The organism is Methylobacterium sp. AC832 (assembly GCF_979256025.1).
The window spans coordinates 185,276-212,133 of record NZ_CEEDMV010000005.1 but is presented as its reverse complement, the minus strand read 5'-3'; the positions used below and the strand labels follow the sequence as shown (position 1 = coordinate 212,133).

The window sequence follows — 26,858 nt, the reverse complement described above, 5'->3', positions numbered from 1 at the left end:
CGCAAGGCAAGACTTTCCCATGCCCCTCGATCCGCGGATGCGCGACAGCATCGCGACGACATTGACCGACATCGCCTGCGAAGCGGGCGACATCCTCCGACGACATCATGGTGGCGATTGCGCACACGTGATCAAGCCGGACGGGACCCCTTCGAGCGTCGCCGATATCGCCTCCGAAAAGCTGATCATCGAAGCGCTGAAGCAGCGTTATCCGACGATCCCGATCGTTTCCGAGGAATCCACCCACGACCTGCCGCCGGCGGACCTGTTCTTTCTGGTCGATCCATTGGACGGAACGCGCGATTTTCTCGCGGGAAACCCGGATTACAGCGTCAATATCTGCCTGATCGAAGGAAACAGGCCGGTGGCCTCGGCCGTGGCCGGTCCGGGTATCGGCCGCGTCTGGGGGGCCGGCGTCACCGCGTTCGAGGCGGTGATCCATCGCGGGCGACCGACGGGTCGGAATGCGATCCGGGTCCGGAAAGTACCGGAGGACGGGCTCGTGGCCCTGGTCAGCCGCCGCCACGGCGACATCGAGACGGAGGCCTGTCTCGCCGGCCTTCCCATCGGTCAGAGGCGGGGCGTGGCCTCGGCCCTGAAATTCTGCCTCATCGCCTCGGGCGAGGCCGATATTTATGTCCGCTGCGGCCCGACCATGGAGTGGGACACGGCCGCCGGGGATCATGTGCTGACCACGGCCGGCGGCAGGGTCGTCGTGCCCTCCGGGCGCGAGATCACCTATGGCCATTACCGCATCTTCTACCGCAACGGCCCTTTCGCGGCCCTTGGGGATCCGAGCTATACCAGTCGTCTCGGACTGCCCGATCGCGGGCCCAACCTGAATACGATCCGGGAAGGGCACACCGCGCGGCCCTGACCGGGGCGCCCGTGTCAGCGGGTCACGCCGTCCTCCGTGAGCGACTTCAGGCTCGGCCACGTCTCTTCCGCCACCCCGACGATGGCGGGAGACGCCACGACCTTCGCGCGATGTTCCGGGTTGCGGAACAGGTAGAGCGCATCCCCCGTCGGACCGGGCAGGATCGCGAAGACCAGCGGGTCCGTATCGACGATCCGGCCATCGACGATCCCGATCGGATCGTAGCCGCCGAGACGCGGTGCGTAGACCGACGGCGCATCCCGGAACGCCGCGAGATTGCTCGCTTTCGAAAAGCGCCAGGTCCGGTTCTTCCAGACCCATTCGTAGGTGGCTTTGCCGGCGACCGGCTGGCCTTCGGGGTCAAGGAAGTAGCTCACCGCGTCGAAACCGTTGAGGGCGATCAGCCCCTGCCCCGCCGAGGCGCTTCGAGGTGCGGCGAGGCACGACGCCAACGCGACCGCCCCGAAGTTACGCCGCGTTAACCCTATCATGCGGTACTTCATGCTCGACTCGGCGCGACGCAAGCTCGTCTCTCCGCTCGTCCCGGACCGGATAAACCCATTCGCCAGAATGTGGGTGATCGGGACGGATGTCGAACCATTGATGGGCGAACATGGAGCTCCGGATGACAGATCCTTCGAATCCCCTCTCCGCATCCGCCGAGTCCTCGCCGCTCATCACCCGTCGGCGCGTTCTGAGCCTCGGCGTGGCAGCCGCCGCGCTGTCGATCGCCGCGTCCGTCGCCCCGGCTCTGGCCTTCGACGAGCCGCCCCCGGGCCGTTTCCGTCCGGCCGAGATCGTGGATAACGGGCATAAGTTCTTCGGCTCCATGTCGCGCGGCCTCGCCCTCACCGTCGAGGAAGCGACCCGCCGTTGGGGCGAGCCCAACGGCTACATCCTCGGGCAGGAAGCCTCCGGCGCCATCGTCGGCGGCGTCCGCTACGGCGAAGGCACACTCTATACCCGCAATGCCGGGCAGCGCCGGATCTACTGGCAGGGACCGTCCATCGGGTTCGATGTCGGCGGCGACGGCGACCGCACGATGATGCTCCTCTACAACATGCCCTCGGTCTCCGGCCTCTACCGGCGCTTTGCCGGGGTCGACGGCTCGGCCTATTTCATCGGCGGGTTCGGGATGACCGCCGTCACGAATGACGGAATGGTGGTGGTGCCGATCCGAACCGGCGTCGGCGCACGCCTCGGGATCAATGTCGGCTACCTGAAATTCACGTCGAAGCCGACTTGGAACCCGTTCTGATCCGGTTCGCCCGGCTCGGTCGGCGGCGGCTTATTCCAAGCCGTTCAAAGGATTGGTCTCGCACGGGGGAAATGGTTTAAAGACGTTCATGCTGAGGTCTGTCGGCTCGCGAATCTGGCCTATGCAAGCCCGCGGTGGCGTGCCAACGCGAGCCTGCTTAGACTGTTGAAATCTCGCAGGTTTCAAGGCGCAGAACCGGTGACCACTTTTGCGAAACCTGCTTAGGAAGAGCATCCCCGCGTGATCGAAACCGTGATGATCTTCGCGCTCGGCTTCCTTGCGGCGAGCCTCTGCGCCCTCATGGTCCTGCCGGCCGTGAACGCCCGGGCGATCCGTCTCTCCAAGCGTCGGCTCGAAGGGCTCGTCCCCCTCTCCGCCTCCGAGATCGCCGCAGAAAAGGATTTCCTGCGCGCGCGTTTCGCCGTCACCCAGCGTCGTCTCGAACGGAAGGTGGAGGCCGCACGCGCGAGCCGCCATTCGGATATGGCAGCCATCGGAGCGCGGACCCTCGAGATCGCCGCCCTGGCTCGAAATGTGGAGGAGCGGGATGCCACCCTCGCATCCACGAGAGCGACCCTCGACGGCGTCGAACGCGACCTCGCCACCGCTCGCGCGGAAGGAACCCTCAGCCTCGCCACGCTCGAAGTCCTGGAGAACGCCCATCGCGATCTCATCGACGATCTCCATGCGCTACGCAGCGCAGCGGCATCGTCGGAGACCGTGGAAGGAGACACCGCCAGCGACGAACCCGCGCCGGATCTCCAAGCCCGCTACGTAGTGCTTCTGGAGGAATGCGAAGCGCTGCGAGCGGCAAAGGTGCCGCAGGCCAACGTGCAGCAAGACCAGGAGATCGCCGTTCTTCGCCAGCGTATCGTCGAGGTGGCGGATTCGCTGCTGAGGCAGAACCGGCTTCCGTCCGTCGATGTTTTCCCCATGCCCGGTGCGCAGGCCGGCCCTGTTCCGTTGAAACAGGCCGAACGGGTCTGAACAGCCGCCGAAGCCTGACAGGCTTGTTGCAGGTCATGGAAGCTGTGGCGTAGAAGCCGCGTTGTTCATGGGATGACCACCGGCGTGCCTTGTTTCGACCATGCATAGGCATCATCGGGTTCGTCACATCTCCACTGTCTGAGACGGATCTCGTTCCCTATGGCATTCAAGTCGACTTCGCTTGCCCTCGCTCTCGCCACCATGGCCATGTTCTCGTCGGCGGCGGCTTTCGCTCAAGCCGCTCCCCAGACGAAGCGGGGCAACGAGACGTTGAAGAAGTATTGCACCGGCGATTACCTCACCTATTGCGGGAACCTCTCTCCCGACGATCCGGCGGTGGACAAGTGCTTCCAGACCAACTGGACCAAGCTGTCCGAGAATTGCCGCCGTGCGATCGACGCCTACGAGAAGACGGGCGGCAAGAAGGGCTGACCAGCCCGGCTGACACGAAGGTTTGATCCCCTTCCCTGAGGCCTCCGGGCCTCAGGCTGCACAAAGCGTGGCCGTTGCGCTCGCATCGGCGAGCGGCAGCGGCTATGATGCCGCCGCCTGAGGTGCCGGACCCGCGTTGATGTTGTTTCGTTCCCGACTGACGTTGCTCCTCGCTGTGGGCTGCGTGGCCCTTGCCGGTTCCGGCTGCGGCCGGCGCGGTGCCCTGCAGGCCCCCGATACGCGAGCACCGGTGCAATCCTCCGGGATCGGCCTCGGAGCGTCGCCGGTGGCGGATGCCACCGCGGTGGCCGATGGCGACGACCTCGACCCGACGGCGATTTCCGGTACGCCCCAGGCGATCTTCGAGGCTCCCGTACAGACCTCGAGGGGCGTCAAGCGCGGCTATACCGTCCCCAAACAGCCCTTCATCCTCGATCCGCTCCTCTAGATTGACGCGGGCCTGACGTCCGTCCCGACGGGGCTATGTCGGGCGTGCCGTCTTCTGTCAGGTTCGCGTTTCGGGATTCGCGTCCCAAGGCCCGCCATGCACCATTTCCAGTATCGTGACGGCCGGCTGGCCGCCGAGGATGTCGACCTGACCGGCCTCGCGGCCGAAGTCGGCACGCCGTTCTATTGCTACTCCACGGCGACGCTTGAGCGGCATTACCGCGTCTTCGCCGAAGCCTTCGCCGGGGACGACGCCCTCGTCTGCTATGCGATGAAGGCGAATTCCAACCAGGCGGTGCTCACCACCCTGGCCCGTCTCGGGGCGGGGATGGACATCGTCTCCGAGGGCGAGTTGCGGCGGGCGCTTGCCGCGGGCGTCGATCCGCAGCGGATCGTGTTCTCCGGCGTGGGCAAGACCCGCGAGGAGATGGCGGCGGCTCTGCATGCCGGCATCTACTGCTTCAACGTGGAGAGCGAGCCCGAGCTCGAAACCCTGTCCGAGGTGGCCTCTTCCCTGGGCGCGACTGCTCCGGTCTCCGTCCGGGTCAATCCGGATGTGGATGCCGGGACCCATGCCAAGATCTCCACCGGAAAATCCGAGAACAAATTCGGCATCCCCATCGGACGCGCGGCCGAGGTCTATGCCCGCGCGGCGTCCCTGCCGGGGATCGCGGTGTCCGGCGTCGACATGCATATCGGCAGCCAGATCACCGATCTCGCGCCCTTCGCCCATGCGGCCGGGCTCCTGGCCGAATTGGCGCGCAGCCTGATGGCGCAGGGTCACCCCCTGCATCACATCGATTTCGGCGGCGGTCTCGGCATTCCCTATCGCGAGGACAACGCCCCTCCCCCGGAGCCCGCCGCCCTGGCGGATATCCTGCGCCCGCATTTCCGGCCCCTCGGCCTGCGCCCGGTCTTCGAGATCGGCCGCATGATCGCCGGCAATGCCGGCATCCTGGTCACCCGCGTCCTCTACGTGAAGCGCACGGAGGGCCGGACCTTCGTCATCGTCGACGCGGCGATGAACGATCTGATCCGCCCGACGCTCTACGAGGCCTACCACGCCCTTCGCCCGGTCATCGAGCCCGGTGCCGACACCCCCCGCCTCGTCGCCGACGTGGTCGGGCCGGTCTGTGAGAGCGGCGACTATATCGCGCTGGCCCGGGATATCCCCGATGTCGCACCGGGCGACCTCGTCGCCGTGATGACCGCGGGCGCCTACGGGGCTGTCCAGGCCGGAACCTACAATACGCGCCGCCTCGTGCCAGAGGTTCTGGTGAGTGGCGACCGCGCCGCCATCGTCCGGCCGCGCCAGAGCTATGACGACCTCATCGGCCTCGACCGCGTGCCCGACTGGCTGCGGTCGGACTAAGCAGGTTTAGTAAAAGTGGTCACCGGTTTTGCGTTCCGAAACCTGCGACACTTCAAAGGCCTAAGCAAGGTGAAGCGTTGGCTCGCCAATGCTGACCTGCTTGGCCGCGCACCCGCGATGCGGGTGGGCCGATTTGACCCGATCGCCGCGCGCCGCCACCATGCTAGGCTGACATGGCGGGATGCCTGGAGCATTCCCCGCCTCGGGAGCCCAAACAGAATGGACGAGGCCGACGCGACGACCTCCAAAGCGACCCAGATGACGGCGCCGAAGACGCCGGCAGCCCGAAGCCGGCTCGATCGGCTCGTGTCGCAATCGCAGGCCGCCGGATTGTGGGAACGTGCCTGGCCGCTCGTCTGGCGGGCGCTTGCCGTGGTCCTGGCTTTCCTCGCGGCCTCGTGGCTAGGGCTCTGGCTCGATCTGTCGCCGTTCTGGCGTATCGCCGGACTCGCCGCCTTCGCCCTCGCCTTCCTCGCCGCTCTGGTGCCGCTGGTCCGCCTATCGCGCCCGAGCCGCCGCGAGGCACTGGCCCGCCTCGACCGTGACGCCGCCGACGGCGCTTCGTCGCACAATCCGGCCTCGGCCATCGAGGATACCCTCGCCGTCGGAACGACGGACCCGGCGACGCAGGCGCTTTGGGCGCTGCATCAGCGCCGCGCAGCCGAGGCCGTCTCTCGCTTGAGCGTCGGCCTGCCCCGTCCGGGCATGCCGCGCCGCGACCCCTTCGCCCTTCGCGCCGGCCTCGTCGTGGCGGCGTTGGCCAGCCTGTTCGTCGCAGGCCCGGAATGGCGCCAGCGCATCGGGAGTGCGTTCGACTGGCACGAGGCCGCCGGCCCGGGACCAAACTTTCGCGTCGATGGCTGGATCGATCCGCCGCTCTATACGAGGCTTCCGCCCCTCGTCGTCACGATGAGCGGGACCGAGCAGCGCCTGCGCGCACCGGTCAACTCCACGCTGATCGTCCGGATCGCCGGACAGGGCGATGTCGTGCTGACGCCGAATGCGGGTTTCAAGCCTCTGCCCGGCAAGGAAGCGCGCCCGGACCTTCGTGAGGACCGTTTCCAGCTCGTCGGCGGCACCGCCGATCTCATCATCGCCGCGGGCTCGGCGCCCAAGCAGCATCTCATCGTCGAGACCATCCCGGACCTCGCCCCGGAAGTCCGGCGCGTCGGCTCCCTGGAGGTGAATGCGCGCGGCACCTTCAATCTGAGCTACCGCGCCAAGGACGATTACGGCATCGCTTCGGCCGACGGGATCGTTGAACCCCTGACAGGCAGTCGCTCCCTGGTGCCCCTTCCGAAGATGCCTCTCGCTTTGCCCTCGGACGCGAGCGGCGAGACCGATACGAAGACCCTTGTGGACCTCACCGACAATCCCTGGTCGGGCGCGCGGGTCCGGCTGACCATCGCGGTGAAGGACGAGGCCGGCCAGGAGGGGCGAACCGAGACGGCGGAGATCACGCTGCCGGCCCGGCCGTTCCGCGAGCCCCTGGCGCGCGCCCTGGCCGAGGAGCGTCGGCGCCTCGTCACCGCTCCCGACGAAAGCCGGCGCCGGGTGCAGACCGCCCTCGACGCGCTGATGATCGCACCGGATCAGTTCACGCCGCAGCCCTCGATCTTCCTCGGGTTGCGCACCGCGTCCCGCCGGCTCAAGGCGGCACGGACCGACGAAAACCTGATCGAGGTGGCCGACCTACTGTGGGAGATGGCGCTCAAGATCGAGGATGGCGACCTCTCCGATGCGGAGAAGAGCCTGCGCGCTGCCCAGGACAGGCTGAAGGACGCCATCGACCGGAACGCGCCGGACGAGGAAATCAAGAAGCTGACGGAGGACCTGAAACAGGCCCTCGACAAGTTCATGAAGCAGATGGCCGAGCGCCAGCAGAAGCAGCCTCAGCAGCAGGGCGAGAAGGGCAAGTCGCAGCAGAACGCCAAGACCGTCACCCCGGACGATCTGAACAAGATGCTGAAGGACATGGAAGAGGCGATGAAGCGCGGCGACACCGCCGAGGCGCAACGCCTGCTCGAACAGCTCCGCAGCATCCTCGAGAACCTCCAGACCGCCGAGCCGGGAGCCAAATCCGACCCGAATGGCCGTGAGATGAGTAAGCAGGCCGAGGAACTCGACAAGATGTCCCGCGAGCAGCAGGCGCTCCGCGACGAGACCTTCAAGGACGGTCAGAATAAGCGCGGCCAGCAGCCCGGGCAGAAGCAGGGCCAGAAGCCCCAGCGCGGCCAGCAGGGTCAGCAGCAGAATGGCGACCAGGGCCAGCAGGGCGGAGAGCAGGGCCAGCAAGGGCAACAGGGTCAGAAAGGCCAGAAGGGCGAGCAGGGCCAGGGCGGCGCCGGCGAACGCCAGCAGGCTTTGCGCCAGCGCCTCGAAGATCTGCAGAAGCGGATGAAGGAGCTCGGGATGCAGGGCGAGGAAGGCCTCGCCGATGCCGAAGAAGCGATGCGCGACGCCGAAGGCGCCCTCGGCGAGGGCAAGGAAGGCGATGCCGTCGATGCTCAGGGCCGCGCCCTCGATGGGCTCAAGCGCGGCGCGGACGGCATGCAGAAGCAGATGGAGGAGATGGCGCAGGGCGAGGGTGAAGGCGAGGGCGAGCAGGAGGGCGGCGAGAACCCGAACCAGCAGGGGCAGGCCGGCAATCGTGACGACGATCCGCTCGGCCGTCCGACCAAGGGCCGCGACCTCTCCGACGGCCGTGGCAAGGTTCCGACCGCCGACGAATCCGCGGTCCAGCGTACGCGCCGGATCATGGAGGAGCTGCGGCGCAAGCTCGGCGATCCGAGTCGGCCCAGGGAAGAGCTCGACTATTTCGAGCGCCTGCTCCGGCGAAACTGAAGGTCGCACCCGTTCCGCGGGTGCGATCCCCTGCCCTATGGGCTAGGGGATCGGCAGAGCCATATGGGCTTCGTCCCCCCGTTCCGAGCGCGAGCCTCCATGTCATCCAACACCCTGGTCCTCGTCGCCTGCCTCGCCGTGGCCGTCGTGCTGTTTCTCGGTCTCATCAACATGATGCGTGGGGGCAGCGCCAACCTGTCTCAGCGGCTGATGCGCCTCCGCGTACTGCTCCAGTTCTTGGCGATCATTTTCATCATGGGCGTCGTCTGGTGGCGCTCCGCCTGAGCAATCATCACATCTCGGTGAGTGTGGCGGCTGGGTCTCACCTCCCGTCTAAGACGATATCGGGGCGGGATTACTGATCGGCCGGGCTGACACCAGCGTATTCCTGCGTGGTAGGAAGGTCGGGTTCACTTTGGATCCGTCATCGATGCAAGCCATCTGCTCTCGCCTGGTCGCCGGCATTCTCGCCCTGCCCGTCGTGTGTTCCGCCCAGGCCGCCGATCTCGGATCGCCGCCTCCCGCCGCGGCCTACGTCACGCCTGTCCAGCCGCTGAGCATCGTGTCCGAAGTGCGTATCGGCGGGGCCGTGCAGGATCCCGGCAGCGCCGAGAAGAACACCAACGCCATCAACGGCGAGATCCTGTTCTCCAAGCCGGTGGTGAGCCTCGATCCGTTCTGGCAGGCCTTCGTGCCGCGCCCGACCGTGGGCGGCAGCTACAATTTCGATGGTCGCACCAGCTTCGCATATATCGGCGCGACCTGGACGGTGGACCTCTTCCCGCAGACCCTGAACAACCGGGTCTTCCTCGAAGGTTTCTTCGGCGCGGGCGCGCATAACGGTTATACCGGCCTGAAGGCCAACGCACCGGCGGGCTTCAACGCCCTGGGCTGCAACCCTCTCTTCCGCGAAGCGGCGGCGCTCGGCTATCGTCTGACCGAGCATTGGAGCATCATGGCCACCGTCGAGCACATGTCGAATGCCGGCCTGTGCCACGAGAATCGCGGCCTGACGAATTTCGGCGGCAAGATCGGCTACACGTTCTGAGCCCGACGCCCGGATCTGAGATCGGATAACCCTTGGTCACCCTGAACCGCATCTACACGCGCACCGGCGACAAGGGCTCCACGGCGCTCGCCAATGGCGAACGTCGCTCCAAGGCGGATCTGCGGGTCGAGGCCTACGGGACGGTCGATGAGACCAATGCCTGCATCGGTCTCGTCCGTCTCCACGCCGATATCGTCCTCGACGCGATGCTCGGCCGTATCCAGAACGACCTGTTCGACCTCGGGGCCGATCTCGCGACCCCGGAAAGCGACGAGCCGCCGGCTTACGAGCCTCTGCGTATCGTCGCCAGCCAGGTGAAGCGGATCGAGGCGGATATCGACGTGCTCAATGCCGAGCTGTCGCCGCTGAAATCCTTCGTGTTGCCCGGCGGTTCCGCGGCCTCAGCCGCGCTCCATCTCGCCCGCACGATATGCCGCCGGGCCGAACGCCTGACGGTGGCCCTCGCCGCCATAGAGGGCGAGCGCGTTTCGCCCGAGGCGCTGCAATACCTCAACCGCCTGTCGGACTTCCTTTTCGTGGCGAGCCGCACGGCCAATGCCAATGGAGCCGACGACGTGCTCTGGGTTCCAGGCAAGAACCGCTGAAGCGGGAAATCTGGTAGACCGCATACAAGCGAGCGTGAATTACGGATCGCATGTGTTCGACGCGGGGCTAGACTGTCGCACGCGTTGACAAGTCTGAAATCCCCCCGTTACGGTCCGCCGCTTCATTCCAAGAGGGTGCCCGGACCTTCGACCGCGTCGAAGGCCCCTCGCGCGCTGCGCCGGCCCTTGCCAAGAAAATCATTGGAGGATTGTGACCGCCATGAAGGTTCTGGTGCCCGTCAAGCGGGTCGTCGACTACAACGTCAAGATCCGCGTCAAGGCCGACGGTTCGGGCGTTGAACTCGCCAACGTCAAGATGTCGATGAACCCGTTCGACGAGATCGCCGTCGAAGAGGCGATCCGTCTGAAGGAGAAGGGCAAGGCGACCGAAATCGTCGCCGTGTCCATCGGTCCGCAGCAGGCGCAGGAGACCTTGCGCACCGCTCTCGCCATGGGCGCCGACCGGGCGATCCTGGTGAAGACCGACGGGCTCGTGGAGCCGCTGGCGGTGGCCAAGATCCTGAAGGCCGTCGTGGAGAAGGAGGCCCCCGGCCTCGTCATCCTCGGCAAGCAGGCCATCGACGACGATTCCAACCAGACCGGGCAGATGCTCGCCGCCCTGCTCGATTGGCCGCAGGGCACATTCGCGTTCAAGCTCGAATTCGGCGAGGGTTCGATCGACGTCACCCGTGAGGTCGATGGCGGCCTGCAGACCGTCACCCTCGCCCTGCCGGCGATCGTGACCACGGATCTGCGCCTGAACGAGCCGCGCTACGCGTCGCTGCCCAACATCATGAAGGCGAAGAAGAAGCCCCTCGAGGAGCTGAGCCCCGATGCGCTCGGCGTCGACGTGACGCCCCGGGTCAAGGTGCTGAAGACCGTCGAGCCGGCCGGACGCAAGGCGGGCATCAAGGTCGGCTCCGCGGCCGAACTGGTCCAGAAGCTGAAGGGCGAAGCCTCGGTCATCTGAGCTTCAGGCTCCGTCCGCGCTCCGGCCGTCGCAGGATGGCCGGCGCCGGCCCACAATCCTTATCCTCGGCCGCAATCCGGCGCGACGCCGCGACGGATGCCAGGCCGCACCGCATATGAGGTTCGACGCATAGCATGGCCATTCTCCTCCTCATCGAGCACGATAACGGCGCCGTGCGCGACGCCAGCCTGAAGGCGCTCTCCGCCGCCAAGGAAATCGGCGGACCGATCCACGCCCTGGTCGCCGGTGCGGCGAGCCGCCCGGCAGCCGATGCCGCCGCCGCACTCGACGGTGTCGAGAAGGTGCTGCTGGCCGAGGATGCCGCCTACGACCACGCCCTGGCCGAACCGACGGCGGCGCTGATCGTCTCTCTCTCTGGCGATTACGACGTGATCATCGCCGCCGCCTCCACCACCGGAAAGAACGTGCTGCCGCGCGTGGCCGCTCTTCTCGACGTGGCGCAGATCTCCGACATCATGAGCGTGATCTCGCCCGACACGTTCGACCGGCCGATCTATGCCGGCAACGCGATCCAGACCGTCCAGGCCGCCGAGGGCAAGAAGGTCATCACGGTCCGCATGGCGGCGTTCAAGGCCGCTGCCGCCGGGGGATCGACGGCTCCGGTGGAGCCCGTCACGGTAAGCGCGCCCGCTTCGTCCAAATCCACCTTCAAGGGCGAGGAGATCGCCCAGTCCGATCGGCCCGAACTGGCCGCCGCCAAGATCATCGTCTCGGGTGGCCGCTCGCTCGGCTCCTCGGACAAGTTCAAGGAGCTCATCGAGCCGCTGGCCGATGCCCTCGGCGCGGCGGTGGGTGCCTCGCGCGCCGCTGTCGATGCGGGCTACGCTCCCAACGACTGGCAGGTCGGCCAGACCGGCAAGGTCGTGGCGCCGGACCTCTACGTGGCGGTGGGCATCTCCGGCGCGATCCAGCATCTGGCCGGCATGAAGGATTCGAAGGTCATCGTCGCCATCAACAAGGACGAGGATGCGCCGATCTTCCAGGTGGCGGATTACGGCCTCGTCGGCGACCTGTTCCAGATCGTCCCCGAGCTTCAGGCCGAGATCGCCAAGGCCAAGGGCTGACCCTACGCCCCGGAACCACGACAGGACTCCGCCGCAGCCATCCGCGGCGGAGTTCTTTTCCCATTTAAGCGCTTGCCCGGGCTGCACCTCAGCGAGAAAATGATCTAGGAATTTTGTGCGCCGCATTTCAATTGCGGCGCCAACGCCTCGATCGCTAGGCGGGCGTTCTGCGGCCGAACCGGCCGCGCCTCAGGGGTGCGAGTTCAAGCGATGGCCATCGAGATCAAGACCGTCGGAATCATCGGCGCCGGCCAGATGGGAAGCGGCATCGCCCATGTCTGCGCCATGGCCGGACTGGACGTGCGGCTGAACGACCGCGATACCGCCCGGATCCATAGCGGGCTCGCGACGATCGACGGCAATCTGGCGCGTCAGGTCTCCAAGGGTACGATCACCGACGAGCAGAGGCGCAGCGGCGTCGCCCGTATTCAGGCCGCCGAGAGCTATGACGACCTCGCCCCCTGCGACCTCGTCATCGAGGCGGCGACGGAGGACGAGGCGACCAAGCGCCAGATCTTCACCGCCCTGTGCCCCTCTCTGAACCCCGACGCCATCGTGGCGACGAACACGTCGTCGATTTCGATCACCCGCCTCGCCGCCGCGACCGACCGGCCGGAGCGGTTCATCGGCATCCATTTCATGAATCCGGTCCCCGTCATGCAGCTCGTTGAGCTGATCCGGGGCATCGCGACGGCGGACCCGACCTACGTTTCGGCCAAGGCGTTCATCGCCAAGCTCGGCAAGACCTCCACCATGTCGGAGGATTTCCCGGCCTTCATCGTCAACCGCATCCTGCTGCCGATGATCAACGAGGCGATCTATACGCTCTATGAGGGCGTCGGCTCGGTGGAGGCCATCGACACCGCGATGAAGCTCGGCGCCAACCATCCGATGGGACCGCTGCAGCTGGCCGATTTCATCGGCCTCGATACCTGCCTGTCGGTGATGCAGGTGCTCTACGAGGGGCTGGCGGATTCGAAGTACCGCCCCTGCCCGCTCCTGGTGAAATATGTCGAGGCCGGCTGGCTCGGCCGGAAGACGAAGCGCGGCTTCTACGATTATCGCGGTGAAACGCCGGTTCCGACCCGCTGAGAGCCGGCGGGCGACGCGCGGAGACCTTCGAATCGGCTTTCGAGGGCAAGGATCGAAAGCCGATCGGAGCACGTGAGGTCAGACGAAGAAGCCGGACTCCACTCCGCCGGGCGCGATGTCGTTGAGCACCACCGTCCCGCCGCCCGACAGGGTGATAAGCGCGTCACCGTAGATGTCGTGGCCGACGGTGTAGGACTGTCCCGATAGGTCGATGCGATCGCCGTCACCGAACCTGAAATCGATGATGACGTCGTGGCCGGAAGCGGTCTCGAACACGAAGCGATCGGCGCCGTTGCCTCCAGTCAGCTGGTCCGCGCCCGCGCCGCCGACGAGGACGTCATTGCCGGCGCGCGCATGGATCTTGTCGTCGCCGGCGCCGCCCCGCATGACGTTGGCGGCGCCGTTGCCCCAGAGGAAGTTGTCGAGGGTGTTACCACTCACGTTGATCGCGTTGGCCCCCTGAAGAACCACGTCCTCCACATGCGTACCGGAGATCGCGAAGGAGACGCTCGTTAGGAGACGGTCATGTCCCTCGCGTCCGGCCTCGACGACGCGGTCGCCCCTGTTGTCGGCCGTGAAAATGTCGTCCCCGGCACCTCCCACCATCAGATCGGCCCCCTGCCCGCCGTCGATGGAATCGTTGCCCCGGCCTGACTTGATCGTGTCGTTTCCTGCCATCCCGAAGATGGTGTCGCTCCAGATCGTACCGTGGAGGGTCTCGGACGCGACGCCGCCGTTGATCATGTTGAGGCCGTCATCGGTCAGCCGATAGATGGTGACCGCCTCCGGGTTGGCGTCCGACTGATATTCGGTCCAGTGTGCCGCGATCTTGTCCAGGCCGTTATCGACCACCTCCATCGTTCCGGTCTGGTTGTGACTGGAAACCACCGTGAAGCTGTGGGGACCACCGTTCTGCCAATGCAGCCGCACCACGTCGCCCGGCTGAAGCTCGGATTGCCAATCGGTGTCCTCGGCGGTTCCGCGATGGGCGATGCGCCAATATCCCCCTTCGACGTTCTGCGAGGGCAGGCCGTAGGAATGGTTCGGCAGCGGCGCGCCGGCGGAGGCCGCGATGATGTCGGCGATAAAGTAGCAATCGTTGCCGTTGGGAACATCGTGCTCGGCGACCGCCAAGGCGCGTGCGGCGGCGACGATGTCGGAGGGGTTCACGATGCCATCGTGCGCGTCCTGGCCCTTCAATTCCCCGGGGACGGTCTGAAGACGAAGATTCTGGTACTGGCCGGCGCCGGTCTTCACCGCGATCTCGACATTCGCGAAGATGAGGTTGCCGGCCTTCAGCGAATAATCGTCGAGCTGGGTCTGATTGAAGATCGTGTAGGTCTTGTCGTCTTCGAGAGTCTTGCCGTTGCGCAGCACAGTCGTCGCCGATGGTATGTCGGGGTTCCAGTAGCTGAACGGCGTATAGCCTGGCGTGGTCGCGTAGGAAATCTGCAGCTTCGTGAATTCGGCCACAGCTTCCTTGCCGTAAGCCTGTTCGAGCAATGCTCGCAGGCCGATGGTGGCTCCAGGATCGCCGAAGAAAGGAACAGGCAGGCTTGCTGGTGTGTAGGTAATCATCGGCAGTTCTCGAACGCATCGAAAAGACGCCGAGAACTCTGCGGATGAAGTCCTAACAGAGACTGACTATAAGTAGCGAGAATGATCGAGCTCAAACAATTTCCACAGCGTGGAGTGTCGGCTTCGATTCTTTTACCGTACAGAAAAGTGCCACGGTATTGCGTCCGGGACGTACCCCTTGGCGTTACCGTGGCACGGCTTACCCCGAGCTTAGGATATGCTTATTTCTGACCGCCATTGGCCGAGGGCTGGGCCGGCGCCGGGTAGGCCGGGTTTCCAGCGGGAACGTTGCCGGTATTCGCCGACGAGGTTCCGTTTCCGGACCCGTTCACGGAGCCGGTGACCTGACCACGGGAGGCGTCCTGGCTCTGCGAGGCGTAGTCTTTCGGAGAGTTCGCACCCTGCCAGGTCATCAGACCTGTGATGGCGATGGCGAGGAGGACGAGGCTGCCGATCAGGACGTAGAGGACCGGCTTGCCCTTCTTGCCCTGACGCGCGTCCTGGCCGTCGAGTCGTTCTGCCATGGGATACCTTTCGAAGCTCGGCCGGGGACGGCCGTCATGGTCAACCTGAGACGCGGATGTCCCATTTGGTGGATTGAACGCGACGGCCGAGCTCCCTGTTCCGACTCGATTTGCCCTGGTTGCGGCATATGACGCAAAAGCCGCAGCGACATCCAGGTTAACCCCTGCGTCACCGCCCGGTCGTCAGCATGATCTTGCCGAGATGCGCACTGGATTCCATGAGCGCATGGGCCTCGGACGCCTTCTCCAAGGGGAAGGTGGCGTGGATGATGGGCTTCATCCGGCCATCGGCGAGCAGGGGCCAGATGTCCCGGCGCAGTCCCTCGGCGATGGCCGCCTTCTCCGCTTTGGGACGCGCCCGCAGGGTCGCACCGGTGAAGGTGAGCCGCTTCATCATGATCGGCGTCATGCTGAAGCTCTCGACCTTGTAGCCCTGCATGAAGGCGATCTGCACGAGACGCCCCTCGATCGCCAGGGAGGCGAGGTTGCGGGCCAAGTAGGGTGCACCCACCATGTCGAGGATGACGTCGACGCCCTTGCCCTCGGTGAGGCGCTTGATCTCCTCGGCGAAATCCGCCTCCCGGTAATTGATCGCCTCGTTGGCGCCGAGCTCCTTGCAGAAGGCGCATTTCTCGGCGGATCCGGCGGTCGCGAAGACACGCGCGCCGTGGAGCTTCGCCATTTGGATCGCCGTGGAGCCGATGCCGCTCGATCCGCCATGGACGAGGAAGCTTTCGCCCGGCTTCAGCCGCCCGCGCTCGATGACGTTGCTGTAGACGGTGAAATAGGTCTCCGGCAGTCCGGCGGCCTCGATCAGCGAGAGCGGCGCCGGGCGCGGCAGGCATTGTCCGGTCTCGGCCACGGCGAATTCGGCGTAACCGCCGCTGATGGTGAGGGCGCAGACCTCGTCGCCGATGGCGAAACCCTCCGCCCCCTCGCCGAGGGCCGCGATCCGGCCGGCGACTTCGAGGCCCGGGATCTCGGTGGCCCCTTTCGGCGGCGGATACTTGCCTTCGCGCTGCTGGATGTCGGGCCGGTTCACGCCGGCCGACACGACCTCGATGAGCACCTGGCCGGGACCGGGCTGGGGCAGCGGCACCGTCTCGAGAGTCAGGACGTCCGGCCCACCTGCTCCCGCGAACCGGATCTGGCGCATGGTCTCGGGCAGGTCTGGGCTTGACGTCATTGCATCACATCTCCGGTTGGCGTGACCCGTCATGTGCGGCCGGAGGGCGGGTTGGCAAGGGCGCAGTTGTTAAGCGCGGAATGTCTCAGCGGGTGCCGTACATCCGGTCGCCGGCATCGCCGAGGCCTGGCACGATATAGCCGTGGTCGTTGAGGTGGCTGTCGATGGAGGCCGTCCAGACCGGCACGTCGGGATGCGTCGCCTGGAGCTTGGCGACGCCTTCCGGCGCGGCGAGGAGGCAGACGAAGCGCAGGTCGCGAGCGCCGCGCTGCTTCAAGAGGTCGATGGCCGCGATGGCCGAATTGGCCGTGGCGAGCATCGGGTCGAGGACGAGGACGGTGCGGTCGGCGAGGTCGGACGGCGCCTTGAAGTAATATTCCACCGCCTCCAGCGTCTCCGGGTCGCGATAAAGCCCGACATGGGCGACGCGCGCGGAGGGCACCAGCGACAGCATGCCGTCGAGGAAGCCGACCCCCGCGCGCAGGATGGGGGCGAGAACCAGCTTCTTTCCGGCGATCTGCGGTGCCTCCATCGCCTGGATCGGCGTTTCGATCGTCACCCGCTCCAGGGGAAGGTCGCGGGTGACCTCATAGGCGAGGAGCATCCCGATCTCGTTGAGGATCTGGCGGAAGCCCTTGGTCGAGCGCTCCTTCTGGCGGAGCAGGGTCAGCTTGTGCTGGACCAGGGGATGGTCGACCACCGTGACCGTTGCGCGGATCTCCGCGCCGGGACCGTCCGTATTCGCCATCGCCTTCACTCCCCCGAGAACCGGCCCACCGTGCCACGGACGGCACCGGACCGACCCCACGCACTTTTGAACTCCCGCCCTTATGGCCCCCCGGGGCATGAAAATCCGATAAAGAAGCGCGGCCAAGACGCGGTGGGGGGCGCGTCCCAGTCGTCGGAGCGATGCAAACAGGGTGGTCCGGGTCGTCGATGAAACTTATCCGAAACAGTACGCCCATGAGCAAGTCCGCCCGTAACGACAGGGTCCGCTATCGCGCCACGTTTCTCAATACGCTCGGGGCGTCTCTGGTGATGGTCGGCTTCTTCCTGCCGGGGATGCGGCTCTACGAAGGGTTTGACCACCGCCTGTCCCGCTCCGAGGCGTGGAGCGTCTCGCTGCGGTTCTTCCAGACCGAGCCGGGTGCGGTGAGCGTGACGGCCCTCATCCTCGGCTTCTGCCTGCACTTCATCGCCCTGCATCACCTGAAGAAACTGCAGGATTGATCTCGCTGCCGGACAAACGAAAAAGGGCTCCCGGCATCACTGCCGGAAGCCCTCCTTGCCCCGAATGGGGGATCGGTCAGACGCTCTGCGTCGGACCGCTATTGTTGCGCTTGGCCATGAAGGCATCGAACTGCTCGCGGTCCTTGGCGCGCTTCAGTTCTTCCACGAACTCGGCGAAGGCGCGGCTCTCCTCCTGCAGCGCCTTGCGCTGGGCATTGAGCCGGTCGAGTTCGGCGCGGCGGTAATCGTCGAAGGCAAGGTTGCCGGTGCCGCGCAGGTCTGCGGCCTCGAACGCCTGGGCGAAGCGCGACTTGCGCATGCCCGCCTGCCAATCGGATCCGCGGCCGATCATGCCGCGCAGTTCGGACAATGCCGGGTAACCCGCCACCTTCCAGGCGATGTAGGCCGCCGCCAACGGCCACCAGTAGAAGAACGCGACGACGACGGCGCCGATCTCGAAAGAGCGGCGGGGAAACGGACCGCTGCGGCAGGCTTTGCCGGTGGCCCAGGGAGAGGTCGAGGAAAAGCTCACAGCTCACAGCTCCGATGTTAATGTGAACCACATTTACTTGCGAATGCGACGTGGCGGTTTCAAGGGTCGTTTTCAGGAGAGTGTCAGGCCGAGGGTCGGGGGCGTCCCGCGCCATGGACGAGGGCCAGCACGCCGGCGCGTAGCAACTCGTATTTGTCTGGCATTCCCGGCCCCTTCGGCAGATGGCCGGAAGCCGAGAGCGTGGCGAGCCCGTGCGAGAGGGCCCAGACTTCCAGGGCGACGAAACGAGGCTCGACTCCGCCGAATCCATCCGGAAACGTCGATTTCAGCGCTTCGAGCAGAAGGTCGAAGGGGCTGGGCCTCGGCGGGACGTCGGAGGCTGCAGAATCCGCTGCCATGGGTGCGCCACGCGTCTCGAAGATCGCGGCATAATAGCCGGGCTCTTCTTCGGCGAAGGCGAGATAGGCTTCGCCCATTCGGGTGAAGCGCTCGAGAGGTGTTCCGCGTGAGGTGAGGGAGCGTGCCAGACGCTCGGCGAGGTCGGTGAAGCCACGGCCGGCCACCTCCTCCAGCAGAGCTTCGCGACCCCGGAAATGACGATAGAGCGCGGCCGGGGTCACTCCGACGAGGCGTGCCGCATCGACCAGGGTGAAACCGCCCACGCCGCGTTCGGCGATGAACCGGCGCGCCGCTTCGATCAGCGCCTCTTTGAGGTTGCCGTGATGGTAGCTGCGCCGGTCTCCCGGTCCTTCTCGCCAGGGTCGCACTGGATTCCATCCTCGGGCGATCGCCGGCCAGCGGCTGCACCTTTGCCGCGACTCTGCCGGGATGGCCCTCCCCTAACACGCGGAGCGCGCTTTTCGACCCTCCTCTGTCTACCCGTGGACAGAGATTTTCAAACGGCGATTGACAGGGACGATCCCACGAATTGTAATAGTATTACATTACATAGCGGATTTCCGATGAGCCAGCGCGATCACCGTCTCCCCGTCACCGTCCTTTCCGGCTTCCTCGGTGCCGGCAAGACCACGCTGTTGAACCACATTCTCAACAACCGCGAGGGACGACGCGTCGCCGTGATCGTCAACGACATGAGTGAGGTGAACATCGACGCCGCCCTGATCCGTGAGGGCAGCGCCAACCTCTCTCGCACCGACGAACGCCTGGTGGAGATGACCAATGGCTGCATCTGCTGCACGCTGCGGGACGACCTTCTGGCCGAAGTCCGGACGCTCGCGGAGGAAGGGCGGTTCGATTACCTCCTGATCGAAGGCACCGGCATCGCCGAGCCGCTGCCGGTGGCGAGCACCTTCTCATTCCGCGACGAAGACGGGGCTGCGCTGAGCGACGTCGCCCGCCTCGACACCATGGTCACCGTGGTCGACGCCGTCAGTCTCCTGCGCGATTACGGTTCGACGGCGTTCCTGCGCGACCGGGGCGAGAGTGCGGGCGAGGAGGATGCCCGGACCCTTGTCGACCTTCTCGTGGAGCAGATCGAGTTCGCCGATGTGGTCGTCCTCAACAAGGCCGGTGATGTCGGGGCGGATCAGCTCGCTTTGGTCCGCTCGGTGATACGCGGGCTCAATGCCGATGCCCGCATCGTCGAGGCCTCCTATGGCCGCGTCCCCCTCGATCGGGTTCTGGATACCGGCCTGTTCAGCGAGGAGAAGGCGCAGGAACATCCGCTCTGGTTCAAGGAGCTCTACGGCGCCGCCGATCACGTGCCCGAAACCGAGGAATACGGGATCGGCTCCTTCGTCTACCGGGCTCGCCGTCCCTTCGCGCCCGAGGCGTTCGATGCCTTCACCAAGGCGACATGGCCGGGCCTCATCCGCGCGAAGGGGCATTTCTGGCTGGCGACGCGCCCGGACTGGGTCGGCGAATTCTCCCTCGCTGGTGCCGTCGCCCGGGTCTCGCCGATGGGGGCCTGGTGGGCCTGCGTGCCGAAAGCCCGCTGGCCGGAGGATGCGGAGTGGCGCAGTCATCTGTCCCGGAACTGGAGCGAGCCCTGGGGCGACCGCCGCCAGGAACTCGTCTTCATCGGGACGGGTCTCGACCAGGAAGCGATCACCGCCGCACTCGACGCCTGTCTGGTCGGTTCCGAGGAGGTGACGCGGTTCGATCCGGCGCCGTACCGCGCCCTGCCCGATCCGTTTCCCGCCTGGCAGCGTGCCGCCGCCTGATGGCGTTCTTTTCCCTCAAGGATGCCCGCGCCCGCTCGGCCGCACGGTCGGCCGATGCGGCGAGGCTCAAGGGCGCGCTTCGCCTGGGTCTCGGGCTCGGCGAGGAGGACGTCCTCGCCGTCAACGAAATCGCCTGTGGCGAGCCCGGCTGCGCCGATCGCGAGACCATCGTCCTGGTGATGCGGGTCGGCGAGCCGACGCGGGCGCTGAAGATCGCGCGTGGACTGGAGGCGGTCGTAGCCGACGACATCGCCCGGCTGGGCGAGGAGGAGGAGGCAATGAGGCGGGAGGGCGCGGCCCCGCCCGGGGAGTCCGCGCCTACAGTTTGAAGATCGAGGATGCCCGGTCCAGCGCGGATTTCTTGCCTGTTCGGGCCGATTCCAGGCGCTCGATCTCGGCGCGCAGCAGGGCGATCCGCTCGGCGATCTCGTCGAGGGAGAGGGTGTCGAGGCTCTCGCCGATCGTATGGGAGACCGTGCGCTTCGGCCGGTCCGTGTCGTCGTCGCGCATGGCTTGTCCCCCTGTCTTCCGGCGCTCGCCTAACGGTCCCACCGCGAGACCGAGCGAACGTGCTGTTGAGTGCCGGCATATTGCTTGAGGAATGTCGTCATTTCCGACAGTTCCGGCGCTTTCGAGCGGAAGGTGACCGAGAGGGCCAGAAGCGTGTCGGCATGGTCGAGGCCGGGATAGATCCGCTCCTGCACCGGCACGCGCATCGCGCGCAGTCGCGCCGCGAGGCTCTGGGTATTCTGCGGACGGACGATGGTGTCGTTGCCGCCCGTGGCCAGGAATGCCGGCGGTGAATGAGGGCTGGCGAAGGTGATCGGCTGCGTCGCCGCCGGGTCGGGGGCCTGTCCGAACACGTCCCGTGAGGTGTCCTGGTCGAAAGGATGGAAGTCATAGGGGCCGGACAGACCGGCCACGGCCCGGATCACCTTCGGGTCGACGCCCGCCTTGCGCAGGTAGCGCGGATCGAGCCCGAGCATCAGGGCATTGTAGGCCCCGGCCGAATGGCCCGCGAGAACGATGCGGCGCGGGTCGCCGCCATATTCTGCGATGTTGTCGCGGACCCAGGCGATGGCGGCGGCGCCGTCATCGAGGAAGTCGGGGAACCGCACTTCCGGATAGACCCGGTAATCGGGGATGACGGTGACGAAACCCTGGGCCGCCAGGGCCTGACCGACGAATTCGTAATCGTCCTTCGCGCCCGATTTCCACGAGCCGCCATAGAAGAAGACCAGCACCGTCGCATCCGCCGCGCCGCCGACGGGCGTAAAGACATCGAGGCGCTGCCGCGGATGGGTGCCGAAGGCGGCGCTCTTCTGGGCGAGCCGGCCGCCCTGGTCGCGCGGACCAATGGCATCGAAGAGGGCGAGGGGCGAACAGGCCGTGACCCCGAAGGCGGCCAGTGCGAGGCAGGCGAGAGTGGCGAAGGCGGCGAAGGCGCGGGTCATGCATCTCTCAAACGGGGAAACGAACACCCGAATGACACGTGCCGCACGGCGGATTCATGACCGGAAAAAGGGTTTTTCGGATTCAGGTGCGCAGCACGATGCAGGCGCCTCCGACCTTCCGGATGCGGCCGCACAGGATATCGCCCGCCGCCCGGCTCTCGGCCGGGATGCGGATCCGGTAGAAGGCGCGCGTGCCGCGACTGCGCAGGCGCGTCCCGATGATCATCGGCCGCACCTCGCCGATCACCCCGGCATAGAGTTTCCGGGTACGGGAGAAGCTCTGGAGGGCGAGGGATTTCGAGAAATTCCCGGCGAGCTGAATGCCCCACGGGGCAGCCGGCCCCTCGTTGCCGCCGAGGGCGAAGCGATCGCCGCGCGAGGGAATCCGCAACGCGGCGGTGACCTGCAGGCAGGTCTTCGGCGCTTCCGCCTTCGATGCTTCCTTCTTGGGGGCATCAGACTCTCCCTCGGCTCCGTTGACGGCCGCGCCTCCGCGCCAATCCTCCGCCGGCGCCCCGGTGATCGCCATCACGTAGGCGCGTGTCTCGGCGGGCAGACCGCCCGTTCCGGCGAGCCAGCCCGAGACCCGGCCCGCGCCGCCATTATAGGCCGCAGCCGCGAGGCCGAGATTGCCGAACTGGCGATTGAGGTCGGCGAGGAGATGGGCGGCGTGGGGGATCGCCTGTTCGGGATCGAACGGGTCGGTCAGCCCGCGCTCGCGTGCCGTTCCCGGCATGAACTGCGCGACGCCCTGCGCACCGACCGGGCTCACGGCCGTGACGCGAAAACTGCTTTCCCGCCAGATCAGCCGCGTCAGGAACGGCACGGGCAGGCCGCGCACCCTGGCCGAATCCTCGATCAGGCGGCAGAGCGCCTGCTCCACGGTTTCCGTCGCCACCTCGGCCGAGGCCGGCGCGGCGGCGAGGAGACAACAGGCGAGGATCAGGCTGCGGAGGGATGTCACGGGGCGTTTGTAATGCGGTCTGGCGCCGGATCAATCGCCGTTCGCCGATCTCATCGCGCCGCGCTATAAGAACCTCGGCTTTCCCAATCCGCGGACCCGGTGCCCTTCCCTCGATGACTGACACGCTGCTCGACGTCCAAGACCTGTCGGTCGCCTTTCGCTCGCGTGAGCGTGAGACGCTGGCGGTGGATCGCGTGAGCTTCACGATCCACAGGGGCGAGACGGTGGCCCTGGTGGGCGAGTCCGGGTCGGGCAAGTCGGTGACGGCCCTGTCGATCCTGCGTCTTCTCGATGGCAGCGCCGTCCATCCCGGCGGTCGCATCCTGTTCAAGGGACGGGACATTCTGGCCTTGCCGGAGCCGGAACTGCGCAAGATCCGTGGTGCCGACATCACCATGGTGTTCCAGGAGCCGATGACCTCGCTCAATCCTCTGCACACGATCCAGCGGCAGATCGGCGAGGTTCTGGAGATCCATCGCGGCCTGTCCGGCCGCAAGGCCCGCGCCCGCATCCTCGAATTGCTCGAACTCGTCGGCGTCCGCGACGCCGAGCGGCGCATGGGCGCTTATCCGCACGAATTGTCCGGCGGCCAGCGCCAGCGCGTCATGATCGCCATGGCGCTCGCCTGCGAGCCGGACCTTCTGGTGGCGGACGAGCCGACCACCGCCCTCGACGTCACCGTCCAGGCGCAGATCCTCACGCTTTTGGCCGACCTGCAGAAGCGCCTCGGCATGTCGATGCTGTTCATCACCCACGATCTCGGCATCGTGCAGCGCATCGCCTCGCGGGTCTGCGTGATGCTCGCCGGCCGCATCGTCGAAGCGGGGCCGGTGGACGAGATCTTCGCCAGGCCCAAACACGAATATACCCAGCGCCTGCTCGCCTCCGAGCCGAAGGGGCGCGCCAACCCGGTGGCGGACGACGCTCCGCGCCTGTTGGAAGCCGGCCCGCTCAAGGTGTGGTTCCCGGTCCGCGAGGGGCTTCTCCGGCGCACGACCTTCCACGTGAAGGCAGTGGATGGCGTGTCCCTCGCCGTCCGCGAGGGGGAGACGATCGGGATCGTCGGGGAATCCGGATCGGGCAAGACCACTCTGGGGCTCGCCCTGCTGCGCCTCACCGGCAGCGAGGGCCCTATCGTTTTCCTCGGCCAATCCATTGCCGGGCTCGGCCCCGGACCGATGCGACCGTTCCGGCGCGACATGCAGGTGGTCTTCCAGGACCCTTACGGCTCGCTCTCGCCGCGCATGACGGTGGCCGACATCGTCGCCGAGGGCCTCGTCGTGCAGGGGGCGGTGAAGTCGCGCGCCGAGCGGCGCGCCGTGGTCGCCAAGGCACTGACCGATGTCGGTCTCGATCCGGCGACGATGGATCGCTACCCGCACGAATTTTCCGGCGGCCAGCGCCAGCGCATCGCCATCGCCCGCGCCATGGTGCTGAAACCGCGCTTCGTCGTCCTCGACGAACCGACCTCGGCCCTCGATCGGTCGGTTCAGGCTCAGATCGTCACCCTGCTCCGCGACCTGCAGAAGGAGCGCAAGCTCGCCTACCTCTTCATCAGCCATGATCTCAAGGTCGTGCGCGCGCTGGCGAACTACGTGCTGGTGATGCAGAACGGCAAGGTCGTGGAGGAAGGCCCGGCGGAGGCCATCTTCGCCCGGCCGCAGACCGATTACACGAAGGCCCTGTTCGCTGCCGCCTTCGATCTCAACAGCGCCACCACCGAAGACGTGGTCCCGGCCTGAACACGACGAGACCCATGGCGCGCGTCTTTCTCATCGTCCTCGATTCGGTCGGCATCGGCGGAGGGCCGGACGCTGCCCGTTACGGCGACGAGGGCTCGGACACGCTCGGCCATATCGCGGAATCCTGCGCCGCCGGGGCGGGCGATCGCGCGGGCCTGCGAGCCGGCCCCCTCGCTCTGCCGAACCTGACGCGTCTCGGCCTCGGTCTCGCCGCCGAGGGGGCGAGCGGCCGCATCCCGCCCGGGCTCGAGCCATCCGGTCCGGTCGATGGGGCCTACGGACATGCCGTCGAGACCGCGCCCGGCAAGGACACACCCTCCGGCCATTGGGAGATCGCGGGCGCCCCCGTCACCGAGGAATGGGGCTACTTTCCCGACAGAGTGCCGGCCTTCCCCACTGCCCTCATCCAAATGCTGATCGAACGGGGCGAACTCCCCGGTATCCTCGGCGATTGCCACGCCGCCGGCATCCCGATCGTCGAGCGTCTCGGGGCAGAGCACGTCCGGACGGGCAAGCCGATCTGCTACACCTCGGCCGACAGCGTCTTCCAGATCGCCGCTCACGAGGAGACGTTCGGGCTGGATCGGCTCTACGAGCTCTGTCGGATCGCCCGCGAAATCTGCGACCCCTACCGCATTGGCCGGGTCATCGCCCGCCCCTTCCTCGGCTCGGAGGAGAGCGGTTTCCGGCGCACCGCGAACCGCAAGGATTTCGCCACGCAGCCGCCGGGCGAAACCCTCCTCGACCGCCTGAGCGAGCGGGGACGCCCTGTGGTCAGCGTCGGCAAGATCGGCGACATCTTCGCCCACCGCGCCACGGGCCGCGAGATCAAGGCCGCCGGCAACGTTGCCTGCCTCGATGCGGCGCTGGCCGCGTTCCGCACCCTCCCCGAGGGCGGGCTGGTCTTCCTGAACCTCGTCGATTTCGACACGGAATACGGCCACCGCCGCGATGTGCCCGGCTACGCCGCCGAGCTGGAGCGCTTCGATGCGCGCGTGCCCGAGATCCATGCGGTGCTCAAGGCGGGTGATGTCTGCATCGTCACCGCCGACCACGGCAACGACCCGACATGGTCGGGGACGGAGCATACCCGCGAGCAGGTGCCGGTTCTGGCCTTCGGTCCCGGTCTCGCCGCCCGGTCACTCGGGCGTAGGGAGACCTTCGCGGATATCGGCGCCTCCATCGCGCGTCATCTCGGCATCGGCGAACTGGGACGCGGCACGTCGTGGTGGTGAGGCGGTCCCGCCCGAACCGGGTGGGATCGAAACTCAGACTTCCCAGGTCTCTTCGACCTCGGGCGGGATCGGCCTCGGGCGACGGTCGCTGCCGATGGCGACGAAGGTAAACAGGCCTTCCGTCACCTTCATCGTAGTCTCGCTCTCGCGTTCGCGGCGCCAGACCTCGACCTGGATGCGGAGCGAGGTGCGGCCGACCTTCACGATCCAGGCATAGATGCTGACCTCGTCGCCGACGATGACCGGGCGATGGAAGGTCATGGCATCCACGGAGATCGTGGCGCAGCGGCCCCGCGCGCGACGAGCGGCGACGTTGCCCGCCGCCAGATCCATCTGCCCCATCAGCCATCCGCCGAAAATATCCCCGGCCGGATTGGTGTCAGCGGGCATCGCGATCGTGCGGACCACGGGGGAGCCGCGGTCGGTGGGCTGTCGTGGCTCGGAAACATCGGTCGACATGGGGTGGTGCGGTCTCTTGTGATCTCGGCTCTGCCAATGCAAGCGGCGCGCCGCCTGTGTCGTCCTGTCACATCCGGCCGGGCGCGAACAGGTGACCTGCTTGAAGGGTAATGGCGGTCGTCACGCCTTCATCACAGTCTGGACCGTCCCGTTCCTCCCGGCGGCGGCGAAGGCGGGCGCCTGCGCAGCATCACCGACCCGCCCGCCAGCAGCGCGATGCAGAGCAGGGCGTAGGGCAGGCCCAACAGCAGTAGGAAGAACCCGGCACTCGCCTCGCCACCACTGGCACCACCGGAATCCCGGTCGAGAAGCCAGCCCAGGACGCCCGTGACCGCCAGGAGGACGATGCCGTTCAGGAGGATGGCGCCCCCGACGGCGAGGCAGCCCCAGCCTATGCGTCGACGCTCATCGCCCACGCGGGCAAGGAGAAGCGTCACGGCGATCACCACGCTGGCCTGAAGACCGATGGCGAGGAAGGGCAGCATGTCTACCGCCGGTCCCGGCCAGGTTATGGCGGCATCCCGCATGCCGGGGGTGGGCCGGACCATCATACCGATGAGGGCCGTCAGGGCGGGAAAGATCACCCCGCCGATCGCCCAGCCCACGAACAGGCCGAAGACGCTACTGATGACCCATCGCCGGGTGTTCGGGTTCATGCCGTCACTTCCTGCCGCCGGGCAAATACGATTGGCCCCGCTATCGACGACAGCACGCTAATGGCACGCCGTCTACGCGATGATAGCGATCCTCGACCCCCAACACGACGGTCAACCATCGTGCTGGCCAAGTTTGT

General features: G+C 66.5%; 30 protein-coding genes. 18 read left to right on the top strand and 12 right to left on the bottom strand.

Annotated elements, in window-relative coordinates:
- Positions 1–19 precede the first annotated feature (19 nt).
- Positions 20–877: a 3'(2'),5'-bisphosphate nucleotidase CysQ family protein gene (locus AC0IXR_RS18490; RefSeq protein ID WP_471761731.1), complete on the top strand. Its 858-nt coding sequence runs from the start codon at positions 20–22 to the stop codon at positions 875–877.
- 14 nt (positions 878–891) lie between these two features.
- On the opposite strand, the gene AC0IXR_RS18485 is transcribed toward AC0IXR_RS18490, so the two are convergent.
- On the bottom strand, positions 892–1,368 hold the full coding sequence (locus AC0IXR_RS18485; RefSeq protein WP_471761730.1) for a YHS domain-containing (seleno)protein: 477 nt from the start codon (positions 1,366–1,368) through the stop codon (positions 892–894).
- A 134-nt stretch (positions 1,369–1,502) separates the two neighbouring features.
- On the opposite strand from AC0IXR_RS18485, the gene AC0IXR_RS18480 reads away from it, so the two are divergent.
- The 12 genes from AC0IXR_RS18480 to AC0IXR_RS18425 all read left to right on the top strand — a co-directional run bounded on the left by AC0IXR_RS18480 (position 1,503) and on the right by AC0IXR_RS18425 (position 13,017).
- Entirely contained in the window at positions 1,503–2,135 is a 633-nt protein-coding gene (locus AC0IXR_RS18480; protein WP_471761728.1) for a DUF1134 domain-containing protein, read from the top strand.
- 240 nt (positions 2,136–2,375) lie between these two features.
- Entirely contained in the window at positions 2,376–3,122 is a 747-nt protein-coding gene (locus AC0IXR_RS18475; RefSeq protein ID WP_471761727.1) for a hypothetical protein, read from the top strand.
- Between the two features lie 159 nt (positions 3,123–3,281).
- Entirely contained in the window at positions 3,282–3,554 is a 273-nt protein-coding gene (locus AC0IXR_RS18470) for a 3',5'-cyclic-nucleotide phosphodiesterase (RefSeq protein ID WP_311274901.1), read from the top strand.
- 139 nt (positions 3,555–3,693) lie between these two features.
- Positions 3,694–4,002 carry a hypothetical protein gene (locus tag AC0IXR_RS18465; protein WP_056424881.1) on the top strand — a complete coding sequence of 103 codons (309 nt, stop codon included), beginning with the start codon at positions 3,694–3,696 and terminating at the stop codon, positions 4,000–4,002.
- 96 nt (positions 4,003–4,098) lie between these two features.
- The gene (lysA, locus tag AC0IXR_RS18460; protein WP_471761725.1) at positions 4,099–5,373 is read left to right on the top strand and encodes a diaminopimelate decarboxylase; all 1,275 of its coding nucleotides are present in this window, start codon (positions 4,099–4,101) and stop codon (positions 5,371–5,373) included.
- Between the two features lie 219 nt (positions 5,374–5,592).
- Entirely contained in the window at positions 5,593–8,217 is a 2,625-nt protein-coding gene (locus AC0IXR_RS18455) for a TIGR02302 family protein (protein ID WP_471761724.1), read from the top strand.
- A 99-nt stretch (positions 8,218–8,316) separates the two neighbouring features.
- Entirely contained in the window at positions 8,317–8,502 is a 186-nt protein-coding gene (locus AC0IXR_RS18450) for a twin transmembrane helix small protein (protein ID WP_056424872.1), read from the top strand.
- Between the two features lie 145 nt (positions 8,503–8,647).
- The gene (locus tag AC0IXR_RS18445) at positions 8,648–9,265 is read left to right on the top strand and encodes an acyloxyacyl hydrolase (protein WP_056424869.1); all 618 of its coding nucleotides are present in this window, start codon (positions 8,648–8,650) and stop codon (positions 9,263–9,265) included.
- A gap of 32 nt (positions 9,266–9,297) precedes the next feature.
- Positions 9,298–9,870: a cob(I)yrinic acid a,c-diamide adenosyltransferase gene (locus tag AC0IXR_RS18440; protein WP_471761722.1), complete on the top strand. Its 573-nt coding sequence runs from the start codon at positions 9,298–9,300 to the stop codon at positions 9,868–9,870.
- A 220-nt stretch (positions 9,871–10,090) separates the two neighbouring features.
- On the top strand, positions 10,091–10,840 hold the full coding sequence (locus AC0IXR_RS18435) for an electron transfer flavoprotein subunit beta/FixA family protein (protein WP_056258098.1): 750 nt from the start codon (positions 10,091–10,093) through the stop codon (positions 10,838–10,840).
- Between the two features lie 134 nt (positions 10,841–10,974).
- Positions 10,975–11,925, top strand: coding sequence for an electron transfer flavoprotein subunit alpha/FixB family protein (locus tag AC0IXR_RS18430; protein ID WP_056424860.1), 951 nt, complete (start codon positions 10,975–10,977; stop codon positions 11,923–11,925).
- A gap of 210 nt (positions 11,926–12,135) precedes the next feature.
- Complete coding sequence (locus tag AC0IXR_RS18425; protein WP_056424857.1) at positions 12,136–13,017, top strand: 3-hydroxybutyryl-CoA dehydrogenase; 882 nt, start codon at positions 12,136–12,138, stop codon at positions 13,015–13,017.
- Positions 13,018–13,095: 78 nt separating this feature from the next.
- Here AC0IXR_RS18425 and AC0IXR_RS18420 read toward each other — a convergent pair whose 3' ends face one another.
- From AC0IXR_RS18420 to upp, 4 genes are all read right to left on the bottom strand, one after another.
- Positions 13,096–14,595 carry a calcium-binding protein gene (locus AC0IXR_RS18420; RefSeq protein WP_471761720.1) on the bottom strand — a complete coding sequence of 500 codons (1,500 nt, stop codon included), beginning with the start codon at positions 14,593–14,595 and terminating at the stop codon, positions 13,096–13,098.
- 221 nt (positions 14,596–14,816) lie between these two features.
- Entirely contained in the window at positions 14,817–15,119 is a 303-nt protein-coding gene (locus AC0IXR_RS18415) for a flagellar basal body-associated FliL family protein (RefSeq protein ID WP_056424851.1), read from the bottom strand.
- A 169-nt stretch (positions 15,120–15,288) separates the two neighbouring features.
- Entirely contained in the window at positions 15,289–16,305 is a 1,017-nt protein-coding gene (locus tag AC0IXR_RS18410; protein WP_471761719.1) for an NAD(P)H-quinone oxidoreductase, read from the bottom strand.
- A gap of 85 nt (positions 16,306–16,390) precedes the next feature.
- The gene (gene upp / locus AC0IXR_RS18405; protein ID WP_461222753.1) at positions 16,391–17,053 is read right to left on the bottom strand and encodes a uracil phosphoribosyltransferase; all 663 of its coding nucleotides are present in this window, start codon (positions 17,051–17,053) and stop codon (positions 16,391–16,393) included.
- A gap of 215 nt (positions 17,054–17,268) precedes the next feature.
- Between upp and AC0IXR_RS18400 the strand changes: the two genes are divergently transcribed.
- Entirely contained in the window at positions 17,269–17,535 is a 267-nt protein-coding gene (locus tag AC0IXR_RS18400) for a hypothetical protein (protein WP_056424843.1), read from the top strand.
- A 76-nt stretch (positions 17,536–17,611) separates the two neighbouring features.
- On the opposite strand, the gene AC0IXR_RS18395 is transcribed toward AC0IXR_RS18400, so the two are convergent.
- Positions 17,612–18,067 carry a DUF2852 domain-containing protein gene (locus tag AC0IXR_RS18395; RefSeq protein ID WP_056424840.1) on the bottom strand — a complete coding sequence of 152 codons (456 nt, stop codon included), beginning with the start codon at positions 18,065–18,067 and terminating at the stop codon, positions 17,612–17,614.
- 83 nt (positions 18,068–18,150) lie between these two features.
- A complete protein-coding gene (locus tag AC0IXR_RS18390; protein WP_056424838.1) occupies positions 18,151–18,795 on the bottom strand; it encodes a TetR/AcrR family transcriptional regulator in 645 nt (214 codons plus the stop codon).
- A gap of 195 nt (positions 18,796–18,990) precedes the next feature.
- Between AC0IXR_RS18390 and zigA the strand changes: the two genes are divergently transcribed.
- Together zigA and AC0IXR_RS18380 are read left to right on the top strand one after the other, a co-directional pair.
- Entirely contained in the window at positions 18,991–20,211 is a 1,221-nt protein-coding gene (zigA, locus tag AC0IXR_RS18385) for a zinc metallochaperone GTPase ZigA (RefSeq protein ID WP_471761717.1), read from the top strand.
- Positions 20,211–20,540 carry a hypothetical protein gene (locus AC0IXR_RS18380; RefSeq protein WP_471761716.1) on the top strand — a complete coding sequence of 110 codons (330 nt, stop codon included), beginning with the start codon at positions 20,211–20,213 and terminating at the stop codon, positions 20,538–20,540. Before zigA ends, AC0IXR_RS18380 begins: the two co-directional genes overlap by 1 nt.
- Here AC0IXR_RS18380 and AC0IXR_RS18375 read toward each other — a convergent pair.
- The 3 genes from AC0IXR_RS18375 to AC0IXR_RS18365 all read right to left on the bottom strand — a co-directional run bounded on the left by AC0IXR_RS18375 (position 20,530) and on the right by AC0IXR_RS18365 (position 22,629).
- A complete protein-coding gene (locus AC0IXR_RS18375; RefSeq protein WP_207412625.1) occupies positions 20,530–20,721 on the bottom strand; it encodes a DUF1192 domain-containing protein in 192 nt (63 codons plus the stop codon). The two genes, AC0IXR_RS18380 and AC0IXR_RS18375, sit on opposite strands and share 11 nt — an antisense overlap.
- Positions 20,722–20,750: 29 nt before the next feature.
- Positions 20,751–21,665 carry an alpha/beta hydrolase gene (locus AC0IXR_RS18370; RefSeq protein ID WP_419952275.1) on the bottom strand — a complete coding sequence of 305 codons (915 nt, stop codon included), beginning with the start codon at positions 21,663–21,665 and terminating at the stop codon, positions 20,751–20,753.
- An 82-nt stretch (positions 21,666–21,747) separates the two neighbouring features.
- Positions 21,748–22,629, bottom strand: coding sequence for a lytic transglycosylase domain-containing protein (locus tag AC0IXR_RS18365; protein ID WP_471761715.1), 882 nt, complete (start codon positions 22,627–22,629; stop codon positions 21,748–21,750).
- Positions 22,630–22,742: 113 nt separating this feature from the next.
- On the opposite strand from AC0IXR_RS18365, the gene AC0IXR_RS18360 reads away from it, so the two are divergent.
- Positions 22,743–24,371: an ABC transporter ATP-binding protein gene (locus AC0IXR_RS18360; protein WP_471761714.1), complete on the top strand. Its 1,629-nt coding sequence runs from the start codon at positions 22,743–22,745 to the stop codon at positions 24,369–24,371.
- A gap of 14 nt (positions 24,372–24,385) precedes the next feature.
- Positions 24,386–25,606: a phosphopentomutase gene (locus tag AC0IXR_RS18355; RefSeq protein WP_471761713.1), complete on the top strand. Its 1,221-nt coding sequence runs from the start codon at positions 24,386–24,388 to the stop codon at positions 25,604–25,606.
- Positions 25,607–25,639: 33 nt separating this feature from the next.
- On the opposite strand, the gene AC0IXR_RS18350 is transcribed toward AC0IXR_RS18355, so the two are convergent.
- Together AC0IXR_RS18350 and AC0IXR_RS18345 are read right to left on the bottom strand one after the other, a co-directional pair.
- Positions 25,640–26,065 carry an acyl-CoA thioesterase gene (locus AC0IXR_RS18350; protein WP_311274889.1) on the bottom strand — a complete coding sequence of 142 codons (426 nt, stop codon included), beginning with the start codon at positions 26,063–26,065 and terminating at the stop codon, positions 25,640–25,642.
- Positions 26,066–26,196: 131 nt separating this feature from the next.
- Positions 26,197–26,721, bottom strand: a complete 525-nt coding sequence (locus tag AC0IXR_RS18345) for a hypothetical protein (protein WP_471761712.1) — start codon at positions 26,719–26,721, stop codon at positions 26,197–26,199.
- Positions 26,722–26,858 lie beyond the last annotated feature (137 nt).

Excerpts from the sequence above, each read along its gene's own strand:
- AC0IXR_RS18490 (WP_471761731.1), top strand. The coding sequence starts at position 20 with ATGCCCCTCGATCCGCGGATGCGCGACAGCATCGCGACGACATTGACC.
- AC0IXR_RS18485 (WP_471761730.1), bottom strand. The coding sequence starts at position 1,368 with ATGATAGGGTTAACGCGGCGTAACTTCGGGGCGGTCGCGTTGGCGTCG.
- AC0IXR_RS18480 (WP_471761728.1), top strand. The coding sequence starts at position 1,503 with ATGACAGATCCTTCGAATCCCCTCTCCGCATCCGCCGAGTCCTCGCCG.
- AC0IXR_RS18470 (WP_311274901.1), top strand. The coding sequence starts at position 3,282 with ATGGCATTCAAGTCGACTTCGCTTGCCCTCGCTCTCGCCACCATGGCC.
- AC0IXR_RS18465 (WP_056424881.1), top strand. The coding sequence starts at position 3,694 with ATGTTGTTTCGTTCCCGACTGACGTTGCTCCTCGCTGTGGGCTGCGTG.
- lysA (WP_471761725.1), top strand. The coding sequence starts at position 4,099 with ATGCACCATTTCCAGTATCGTGACGGCCGGCTGGCCGCCGAGGATGTC.
- AC0IXR_RS18455 (WP_471761724.1), top strand. The coding sequence starts at position 5,593 with ATGGACGAGGCCGACGCGACGACCTCCAAAGCGACCCAGATGACGGCG.
- AC0IXR_RS18450 (WP_056424872.1), top strand. The coding sequence starts at position 8,317 with ATGTCATCCAACACCCTGGTCCTCGTCGCCTGCCTCGCCGTGGCCGTC.
- AC0IXR_RS18445 (WP_056424869.1), top strand. The coding sequence starts at position 8,648 with ATGCAAGCCATCTGCTCTCGCCTGGTCGCCGGCATTCTCGCCCTGCCC.
- AC0IXR_RS18435 (WP_056258098.1), top strand. The coding sequence starts at position 10,091 with ATGAAGGTTCTGGTGCCCGTCAAGCGGGTCGTCGACTACAACGTCAAG.
- AC0IXR_RS18430 (WP_056424860.1), top strand. The coding sequence starts at position 10,975 with ATGGCCATTCTCCTCCTCATCGAGCACGATAACGGCGCCGTGCGCGAC.
- AC0IXR_RS18425 (WP_056424857.1), top strand. The coding sequence starts at position 12,136 with ATGGCCATCGAGATCAAGACCGTCGGAATCATCGGCGCCGGCCAGATG.
- AC0IXR_RS18420 (WP_471761720.1), bottom strand. The coding sequence starts at position 14,595 with ATGATTACCTACACACCAGCAAGCCTGCCTGTTCCTTTCTTCGGCGAT.
- AC0IXR_RS18415 (WP_056424851.1), bottom strand. The coding sequence starts at position 15,119 with ATGGCAGAACGACTCGACGGCCAGGACGCGCGTCAGGGCAAGAAGGGC.
- AC0IXR_RS18410 (WP_471761719.1), bottom strand. The coding sequence starts at position 16,305 with ATGACGTCAAGCCCAGACCTGCCCGAGACCATGCGCCAGATCCGGTTC.
- upp (WP_461222753.1), bottom strand. The coding sequence starts at position 17,053 with ATGGCGAATACGGACGGTCCCGGCGCGGAGATCCGCGCAACGGTCACG.
- AC0IXR_RS18400 (WP_056424843.1), top strand. The coding sequence starts at position 17,269 with ATGAGCAAGTCCGCCCGTAACGACAGGGTCCGCTATCGCGCCACGTTT.
- zigA (WP_471761717.1), top strand. The coding sequence starts at position 18,991 with ATGAGCCAGCGCGATCACCGTCTCCCCGTCACCGTCCTTTCCGGCTTC.
- AC0IXR_RS18380 (WP_471761716.1), top strand. The coding sequence starts at position 20,211 with ATGGCGTTCTTTTCCCTCAAGGATGCCCGCGCCCGCTCGGCCGCACGG.
- AC0IXR_RS18375 (WP_207412625.1), bottom strand. The coding sequence starts at position 20,721 with ATGCGCGACGACGACACGGACCGGCCGAAGCGCACGGTCTCCCATACG.
- AC0IXR_RS18370 (WP_419952275.1), bottom strand. The coding sequence starts at position 21,665 with ATGACCCGCGCCTTCGCCGCCTTCGCCACTCTCGCCTGCCTCGCACTG.
- AC0IXR_RS18360 (WP_471761714.1), top strand. The coding sequence starts at position 22,743 with ATGACTGACACGCTGCTCGACGTCCAAGACCTGTCGGTCGCCTTTCGC.
- AC0IXR_RS18355 (WP_471761713.1), top strand. The coding sequence starts at position 24,386 with ATGGCGCGCGTCTTTCTCATCGTCCTCGATTCGGTCGGCATCGGCGGA.
- AC0IXR_RS18350 (WP_311274889.1), bottom strand. The coding sequence starts at position 26,065 with ATGTCGACCGATGTTTCCGAGCCACGACAGCCCACCGACCGCGGCTCC.
- AC0IXR_RS18345 (WP_471761712.1), bottom strand. The coding sequence starts at position 26,721 with ATGAACCCGAACACCCGGCGATGGGTCATCAGTAGCGTCTTCGGCCTG.